Origin of the sequence: Microbacterium sp., assembly GCF_035554235.1 — a bacterium.
GTDB lineage: Bacteria > Actinomycetota > Actinomycetes > Actinomycetales > Microbacteriaceae > Microbacterium.
In genome coordinates, this window is sequence record NZ_DATMIO010000162.1 from 1 (window position 1) to 8755 (window position 8755).

The following is an 8755-nucleotide window of genomic DNA, read 5'->3' on the forward strand; positions in this document are numbered from 1 at the left end:
GCATGAATCTCAGCCCCGCCGAGTCGTCAGAGGTGAGGTCGAGGGAGAAGTCGAAGCGGGGGCCCGCGCTCACGTCGCGCCCGAGGAGCCCTGCCAGTTCGGTTTCGACGAGGTCACGACTGAGACGGATGCCCAGCGTCTCAGCGGGTGCGGTGGTCGGCAGCAGGGTCTGGCGATCGCCGGGGTTGTAGACCACAGCCCGCGTCGCGGTGTTGCGCACCCTCTCATCCCCGCGCGCGGACAGCAATTCGCCCGACAACCCGAGATTCAGGTGGTAGGCACTCTGCGCGGCTCCGCTGATCGACACGCCCATGTCCGAGCGGATGTATCCGATCGAGAACCCTGGCCCTGCGAAGCCGCGAAGCTCGTAGTGGCTGCCCTCCGAGCTCACGCGAAGCGAACGCACCTCCGAGGGGCGGTAGAGGGCGTTCAGAGACTCCAGCATCTCCTCGGGGTTCGCCGAGCGCACCAGGGGCCAGCGCGACAGGATGCGCGTGTTCACCATCGTTGGCTCCGCACTTCGGCCGGGCAGCGGCGTAACCTCCGCTGCGGTGCCATCCATCCTAGCCGTGGCTACTGCGCCGGCCATCGGAGCTCGAAGGTGATTGCGAGATAGGCGCAGGCACGACGACGATCACGAGTGCGATCGTCGTCAGCACCGATTGACGGCGGGTCATGCGCGGACTCTCTGTTCGCTCAACGCCAGCTCGATCGCACCCGGCACATGCATCAGATCGGGGATGACGTCGTCGATCACGCCGTCCTCGAAGAGGAACCGGCTCCCGATGCGCTGAGCGTCCGCCACCACCGCGGCGTTGTCGGGGGTACCGTGCATCAGCTGGCTGGATCCCTCGGGCGGCAGAGGGGAGAACCAGGCCGCCGGCAGCGCAAGCCGCCGGGCGGCCGGGAAGAGCGCCATGGCGCCCCCGCCGGCGCCCTCGCCGATCAGCACTGACACGCTCGGCACGGAAACCCCGCCCATCGCTGCCGCACACTCGGCGATCTCGGCGGCGAGACCGCTCGTCTCGGCGTCCGCCGACAGCTCCGCGCCGGCGGTGTCGATCAGGGTGACAACGGGAAGACGAAGTTCCTCCGCCACGCGCAGCGCTCGTTGCGCATCGCGGAGCGCCCGCGGGTTCAGACGACATCCTCGCAGCTCTGCCCGGCGGTCATGAGCGATGACCAGGCAGGCCAGCCCATTCATTCGCGTCATGGCTATCAGCAGTGGCTGACGACCATCGCCGCTGCCCCGCAGGAAGACGCTCCGGGACGGACTGACCAGCTCGTTCGCGTCTTCACGGTCGGACCGACTCAGCACGACCGCGTCCCAGCTCGACAGAGCGATGGGCTCGTCCACCGCCGTCAGCGTACGGCCATCGCCCTCGATCCGGGCAACGAGCACCAAGCCCAGCGCGCGGGCCAGCAGCACCCGAGCGGTGTCGATATCCGCCACGAGGTCGACCTGAGCGTTGGCGAAGAGGTTCTCCGAGCGTTGCACCGCCGGATCGATCTGCTCTCCGGTGATCGCCTGCACCACGGCGGGTCCGAGAAACCCGATGAACGCGTGCGGCTCGGCGATGGTCAGATGTCCCAGTGTCCCCCACGATGCGAGGGTCCCGCCGGTCGTCGGATTGCGCAGGTACACGAAGTACGGCAACCCCACCAGTGCGTGGGCGCGTACTGCCGTTGCGATGTCGACCATCGCGGCGAACGCCGCCGCGCCATCCTGCATGCGTGTGCCCCCGGATGCGGGCAGGCCGATGAGCGGGAGCTCCTCCTCGGTCGCGCGGTGCACCGCCGCCACGATTCGGGCGGCAGCGAGGGTGCCGACGGAGCCGCCGAGGAAGCCGAATTCGGAAACGATGAGAGCGACTCGATGGCCGCCCATCCGCGCCGACCCGGTGATGACCGCCTCGTCGCAGCCTGTCCGGTGCGCAGCCCGGCGCAGTTGTGCTTCGTACTCCTCGGTGACGTCGCCGTGCACGATCGGATCGTCCCACGCGACGAAAGACCCTTCGTCGGCGAGCCGTGAGATGACCTCGACGGCACTCAGATAGTCGCTCACGTGGTCAGCTCGGCGAGGAGCTCTTCCCGGTCACCGTCCAGCGTCGGAGGGGCCGAATAGGACGTCTCCAGCTCCTCGCCGTCGACATCGAAGAACCGAAGCGGAGTGCCGGGCAGTTTGATGGGGCCCAGAGTCGAATGCTCGACATCCACGAGCAGACCCTGGCTGAGCGTCTGGTCCCACCGGTAGACATCGTCGATGGAGCGTACGATTCCCGACGGGATCCCGGCGGTGTCGAGCAGCCGGAGCGCCTCGTCGGCGGTGTGATCCGACAACGACGCCTCGATCAGCGCGACCAGGGCGGCCCGATTGGCGACCCGGTCGGCATTCGTGGCGAATCGGCTGTCGTCCGGGTCGAGGCCGAGACGCTCGCAGAAACTGCGCCAGAGCTTTTCGCTTCCGACCGCCACCTGAACCGCGCCCTCGCCGCACCGGAACAGCCCGTACGGGCTGATCGACGGGTGGTGGTTGCCTTGCGCCTGCCCGACGACGCCGCCCACCGTCCAGTTGGTGGCGTGAAAGGCGTGCACCCCGACGACGGCAGCGAGCAGTGACGTTCGCACCACAGAGCCGCGTCCGGTCCGCTCCGCTTCGCGCAATGCCGCCAGCGCCCCGAACGCCCCGTACATCCCCGCAAGCAGGTCCGCGATGGGTGTGCCGACGCGCTGCACGTTCTCGGGATCGGGTCCCGTCAGCGACATCAGCCCGGTCTCCCCCTGGGCGATCTGGTCGTAGCCCGCGCGGCCGCCTTCGGGCCCGTCGTGCCCGAACCCGGTGATGGAGAGCACAACGAGCCGAGGGTTCAACTGGAACAGGTGGTCGATGCCCAGCCCGAGCCTTTCGAGCACGCCCGTGCGAAAGTTCTCGATGAGCACGTCGGCGCGTCGGACCATGTCTTCGAACGTGGCCCTGTCGTCCGCGGCCCGCAGGTTCAGCGCGATGGACCTCTTGTTGCGATTGGCAGCGAGGAAGTACGTCGATTCGCGGCTGGCCGACGGATCGATCGGGTCGGCGAACGGCGGACCCCACCCGCGTGAGTCGTCGCCGCCACCGGGATTCTCGATCTTTATGACGTCCGCGCCCAGGTCGCCCAGCATCATCGCCGCGTGTGGCCCCGCGAGGGCGCGCGACAGATCGATGACGGAGACGCCGGTCAGCGGTGACTGCATGAAATTGCTCCTCAGCTCCGCCTGCGACGGCGATCCGTTCCCGAGAAGTCAACCCGAGAACGGCTCGGCGGGCGATCCGCTCTCCGCAGTGAGCATCCGCTTCTCGCACCACGTGCAAAGGCGTTCACCGTTCTGGGCTCGCGCCTTCCCAGGCGCGACCGAGCAGCAGCTCGATGTCGGCGTCCGTCACTGCCACGGGGTTCGTCGGAGGATCGCCCAGCTCCTCGACGACTCGACCGGCGAGCGCCAGGACCGAGTTCCGAGGGGCGCCGAGCTGGGCGAGCGCCACGGGCGCGGACGACTGTGCCAGGAGCGTGTGCAAACGCTTCTCGGGCAGCGACGAGCGGAACGCGGACGCCAGAATGTGCTCGGCCGTGGGGGCGCCGGGCAGGTTCAGCGCCAGGGCATGCGGCAGCACGATGGCGTGGGTCGCCGCGTGGGGCAGGTCGAGCGCCCCCCCGATGACGTGGCAGATCTTGTGGTGCAGACACATCGCCGCGCTGCTCAGGCACATGCCGGCCAGCATCGCGCCGTAGAGAAGTCGATCGAGCGCACCGCGCTGGGTCCGCAGGATGCCCTCCAGCCCGTCGCTGATGGCCTCGGCACCCGCGTGTGCGAGCGTCTGCACGAGGGGCGAGGTGTTGTGGGCGTACGCGGCTTCGGCGACATGGGCCAGGGCATTGATCGCCGATTGCACCGCAAGTTCTGTTGACAGTGACTGGAGCAGCTCCGGGTCGTAGATGACCTCTCGCGGACGGACCTTCTCGTCTCGCGCGGTCCTCTTGTGCCCATCGGTCGTCTCGCCCCACACGGATGTCATCTCAGAACCGGCGAGGGTGGTCGGCAGCGCGACGAAGGGAAGACCGTCGTAGTGGGCAAGCGCTTTCGCCAGGCCGATCGCGGAGCCACCGCCGATGGCGATGACCCCGTCGGCCCTCGCGTCGCGGGCGACCGCCTGCGCCTCCTCGATGGTGCCGGCGGGAACGTGGACCCGCGAGCCCTCGAACACGGCGCATGCGTGCACCGGTATGACGCTGTCGATGTCCGCGAGGACCAGGGCGCCGCGAGGCGTGGTGAGAACGAGCGGGCGATCGATCCCGGCACGATCGGCTGCTTCCACCAGCCGATATCGAGACCGCGCACCGAACTCGATGCGAGTCGGCAGCCCCGGAAATCCGAAGGGCGCCATGCCGCCGTCAGTCATCGTTCTGAGGGGCGAGCACGAGATCGAACTCCGCGACCTTGAACGGGTTCTGAAGCCCGTACCGCTCGGCTTCGGATGGATCATCGCAATCGTCGAAGGAGCGGATGAGGCTCGGCTTGACGGCGAAGACGGCATCGGAGTCGAGATACGGACTGCCCGCGACGAAGATATGCGTGGTGAGAGTCTCGTAGCCGTCGGCATCGGCGATGAAGTGGATGTGCGCCGGCCGATACGGGTGACGTCCGGTGGCGAGAAGCATCTCACCCACTGGGCCGTCGGTGGGGATCGGATAGTGCGAAGGAATGACCGTGCGGAACCAGAATCTGCCGGCGTCGTCGGTGCGAAACAAGCCGCGGCCGTTGCCGGCGGGCTGAATGTCGGGCACCTGGACGTCATAGAAGCCGCTCTCGTCGGCCTGCCAGATATCCACCTGCGCCCGCGGAACAGGTTCGCCAGTGGTCGACACGACCCGCCCGCGCACGAGAACATGATCCGGCTTGCCGAGTTCGTCGATGCTGTCGCCGAGCTCGCGCGCCGGCGATGCGGTCATGTGGAATGGTCCGAGCACCGTGGACTCGGTGGCGGCCTCTATGTCCGAGTGGTTGATGGTCTCAACCTTCGACGAGACCCCGAACACGTCGGACAGCAGTACGAACTCCTGTCTGACGTCATTGCACATGTGCCCGGTGCGGGTGAGGAATTCGATGGCCGCATTCCAGTCCTCGATCGTGGGATTCAGCTCATCGATCATCGCGTGCAGGTGCTTGGTGATGATCCTCAGCTTGCTGCGAAGGGGCTCGGGCGCATCATCGAACGATTCGGCGACCTGCTCACCGATGGGAAGGTCACTCGCCAGACCGCGTGTCGACATCTTCGATCACCTCCAGGCGCGGCTGCAGCCGTTCGACGAGCCACGCCACCACTGTGGGCATCACCGGGCCCACGCCCATATGGCCCCCGGGAAAGATCCGGGCTGTCTTGGGGTCGCCGTGCTGGAGCGAGAGCCAGATGTCCTGAATGCTGTTCTGCTGGTCATCGATCCCGTTCACCAGCAGCAACGGAGCGGATGGCTGGTCGAGCAGCCCCTGGTCGAGCAGAGAGAGTTCGGGGCAGCGTGCGATGTAGTCCTCGAAGGTCTTCCCCCCGAAGATGCTCGCGCGCGTGGGCATCAGATCCATCAGGTAGGACGAGGCGTTGCGCGAGCGCTCCTGCCACGACGGCTGGAAGGTCTCGTGCACTCCCCCGGCCCAGTTGACCGCGACGGCGACGCGCTCGCGGTGGGTGATGGCGAGCTTCATCGCCCAGTAACCGCCGAACGACTGTCCGAGCGCTGCGATCCGCTTCTCGTCGAGATCGCTCGCGCCGATCCAGTCGAAGATCGGGTTCCACATGCGCTCCGCGTCCACGCCGGCGAGCAGTGGCGATTCCCCGATGCCAGGCATGTCGATGTGAATGGTCGCGAAGCCTTTCGAGCGCAGCAGAGCCCCTCTGACCCAGGACTCCTCCTTCCACATGTCGATGCCGCCCCACATCATCACCGCGGGCGGGCTGTGCGCTCCTGGCGGCCGGGAGACGTAGAAGACGACGCTGTCCCCCTCGCCCCTTCGGCCCGCGAACGGTACCTCCACCCGCTCCACGGGGACCTCGTCGAGGGCGGTGGCGCGGAGGAAGTACTCCTGTGCCTTGGCGTACGAGTCCCGCTTGCGCGGGTGCAGGGGCGAGGGGTATCGGCCGAGGAATGCGAACTGGTATGCCTGCCACCACAGCCCCCGCTCCTCCTCGGCGGAACGGGCCGCACGGGCTTGGGACGCGAACCGCTCGGAACGCCCGAGCCATGCGTCCACCCAGTTCTCCGGATCGATGCCCTCGAGGGCGTCGATCGTCTCTGCGGCCGCTTCGGCATCGATCTCGTTGAAGGGATGCCGCCGCACCGCAAGATGCTCGCGGAGCCAGGCCTGCGCGTCGTCGAGGGACCTCACCTGATCGCTCATCGTCCCTCCCCGGTCGGCTCCGTGATGGGGATGATGGGGAGCAGCAGCTGCGACGGGTGCTGGGCGCTGTGGAAGATGTTGTGCACTGTGGTGCGAGAGCTGGCGACGTGGTACGGGATGTACTCGGCGTTGGTGGCTCCCGCGACCCCCGTCGGAACGTCCAGCGAGCTGATCTCCAGGCAGATGCGGTGACCGCGGCGGAACAGGTTCGCGGTCGAGAGCAGCTCGATGTCGTATTCGACCACCTCACCGGGCACCACCGGCTCCCTCGCCTCGCGGGTCAACTTGTGGAAAGGCCTGGATGGCGTGCTTCGGGCCTCATCCAGTGCCCGGTTGGACGCTTTCAGCCAACCCCGGGTGAGCTCACGCTCCGGCAGGTTCTCCGGGAGCTCCCGTTCGCCCTCGCGCACCGTCTGCACGCCGACGTCGGGCCCGACATCCTTCAACGCCACGATCCAGTTCGTGTCCTCCTGGTCGATCGACGCGAAGAGTTTCACGGACGCGGGTCCGACGACCTGAAGATCGTGCGGGAGCGGCGGGGACAGGAACCGCAGCGACGCGACCTTCCGGGTCTGGGTGAGCGGCATCTGGACGAAGGTGTCGGGCGGGATGTGCTCATCCACGGAGTCCACGACGAACTCGTCGGTCCGCAGTCGTTCCCAGCTGTCGAGGTAGAACGGAGTCCAGACGGTATCCGGGAGCGGCCAGTCCGCGGCCGTGCGCCACTCGTTCGCTCCCATCAGCCAGTAGCGCACCGCGGGCTCCTCGAGGATGCCGGTGTCGAGACCCTTGAGGTGGTGGTCGTGGAACTTCAGGATCTCCCCGTGGAGTCCCTTGAACGGCCGCTCCAGGTGCGCGGGACCCGCGAACAGCAGCTTCTTGGGCGACGTGAGGAACTTCCAGTAGGTCTGCGCGCCCTGGAGGTGGGTCTTGTAGGTGTAGCCGTACCAGCCAGACCCGGTGAAGACCGGAATGTCGATCCCGGCGATCTCAGCCTCCGATCGATCCGCTTCGTCCGGGTCGACGTACGGGTTGATCAGGACGTCGAAGTAGGCCGGCATGTGCTGGCCCTTCATCGCGAGCACGTTGTAGAGGTGCGGGTACTGCGCGAAGTCGGGGTCGGCGATCGCGTCCTTCCACCATGCCTCGCGGGTGGGGTCCAGTTCGCCGGGGGCTCCCTTGTTCTGATGGAACACGCCGAAGTGGCCGACCAGGTAGCGGAACAGGTGGAGGACACCGCCCGGGTACTCCTCGCGGACGCCGCCGAGGGTTCCGTAGGCGCCGCGGGGGTCGAACCCGAAAACCGCGCGCAGATGCGGCGGCCGCTGACGCGCGACGTGCATCTGCTCGGCGCCGAAGCCGGAGATGCCGACCATTCCCACCTTCCCGTCGCACCACGGCTGGGCGGCGATCCATTCGATGAGGTCGTAGGAGTCCCACTCCCGGGACCCGCCCGATCCTGCTTTGCCGACGCCGCGAGGGTTGCCGATGACGTGGATGTAGCCGCGGGAGACGAAGAGCCTGGTGTCGCCTGCTTCCTGTGGTCCGCTCCACGCGGATGACCAGGAAGGCTGGGGCGGAAGCTGGCCCGCACTCTCGGGCGACTGGATGTCCTTGTTGTAGATCGCGAAGGCAAGCAGTGCCGGCAGCGGTTCGTCGGTCTCGGGCCGGTAGATGTCCACCTTCAGCTCTACGCCGTCTCGCATCGGCACGACGACATCGCGCTCCACGATCAGGCCGGTGTGGCTCGCGGGTCGCTGATAGTGGGTGGGCGGATTCTCGGGAGACTGCGGGAGCCGGATCGTCGTGTCGTGGGTTGTCAATGTCGTCTCCTGTTCAGATGGCTTGCGCCATGGCTCCGTGCGTTCGTCCCTGGAGGGCGTGGAGTTCCTCGTGGCGACGCTCGCGTTCCATCCGTCCGATTTCGATCGAGGTGTCCACGACGAGAGCGCACCGGGGCTTTCGGCGCGCCTCGTATGCCTCGAGGGCGTCGAGGACGCGGTCGTGCCGGGTGAGTTCGTCGGCCAGCACCACGCCGTCCTCGACCGCGAGCGCAGCACCGCTGACGAGCTGGGGCGACGGCGAGTGCGCCGCATCGCCCACGAGGACCACCCGGCCGACATGCCACGGACCCTCGATGAGGAGGGTCTGAACGGGGCGGCGGACGATGTCGCCCGGCGCGGTCACGCTGTCTCGGACATCGCCGGCGATGCCTTCGAATCCGGCGGCCAATTCACGCAACCGGTCGTGGAGCTCCTCCTCGGGGAGCGCACCCAGCGGGGCGTCGTTCTCGGTGAGGAAGAAGTACGCCTCGGCGTCGGAGATG

Annotated in this window: 8 protein-coding genes; all 8 read right to left on the minus strand. The window is 67.5% G+C overall.

Going from position 1 to position 8755, the window contains the following annotated elements:
- Nucleotides 1-505 (minus strand): AraC-like ligand-binding domain-containing protein (locus VNT50_RS08260; protein ID WP_325484632.1); only part of this gene is annotated, 505 nt, incomplete at its 3' end.
- Between the two features lie 168 nt (nt 506-673).
- A complete protein-coding gene (locus VNT50_RS08265; protein ID WP_325484633.1) occupies nt 674-2065 on the minus strand; it encodes a carboxyl transferase domain-containing protein in 1392 nt (463 codons plus the stop codon).
- Nucleotides 2062-3234, minus strand: a complete 1173-nt coding sequence (locus tag VNT50_RS08270) for a CaiB/BaiF CoA transferase family protein (RefSeq protein WP_325484634.1) — start codon at nt 3232-3234, stop codon at nt 2062-2064. The genes VNT50_RS08265 and VNT50_RS08270 overlap by 4 nt, the downstream gene beginning before the upstream one ends.
- Nucleotides 3235-3358: 124 nt before the next feature.
- Nucleotides 3359-4522: a maleylacetate reductase gene (locus tag VNT50_RS08275; protein WP_325484635.1), complete on the minus strand. Its 1164-nt coding sequence runs from the start codon at nt 4520-4522 to the stop codon at nt 3359-3361.
- Nucleotides 4431-5309 carry a dioxygenase family protein gene (locus VNT50_RS08280; protein ID WP_325484636.1) on the minus strand — a complete coding sequence of 293 codons (879 nt, stop codon included), beginning with the start codon at nt 5307-5309 and terminating at the stop codon, nt 4431-4433. The genes VNT50_RS08275 and VNT50_RS08280 overlap by 92 nt, the downstream gene beginning before the upstream one ends.
- A complete protein-coding gene (locus VNT50_RS08285) occupies nt 5284-6429 on the minus strand; it encodes an alpha/beta hydrolase family protein (RefSeq protein WP_325484637.1) in 1146 nt (381 codons plus the stop codon). Before VNT50_RS08285 ends, VNT50_RS08280 begins: the two co-directional genes overlap by 26 nt.
- Nucleotides 6426-8252 (minus strand): CocE/NonD family hydrolase, encoded by a 1827-nt coding sequence (locus tag VNT50_RS08290; RefSeq protein WP_325484638.1) that lies wholly within the window; start codon nt 8250-8252, stop codon nt 6426-6428. The genes VNT50_RS08285 and VNT50_RS08290 overlap by 4 nt, the downstream gene beginning before the upstream one ends.
- 13 nt (nt 8253-8265) lie before the next feature.
- A partial coding sequence (locus VNT50_RS08295; protein ID WP_325484639.1) for an FAD-dependent monooxygenase occupies nt 8266-8755 on the minus strand: 490 nt, incomplete at its 5' end.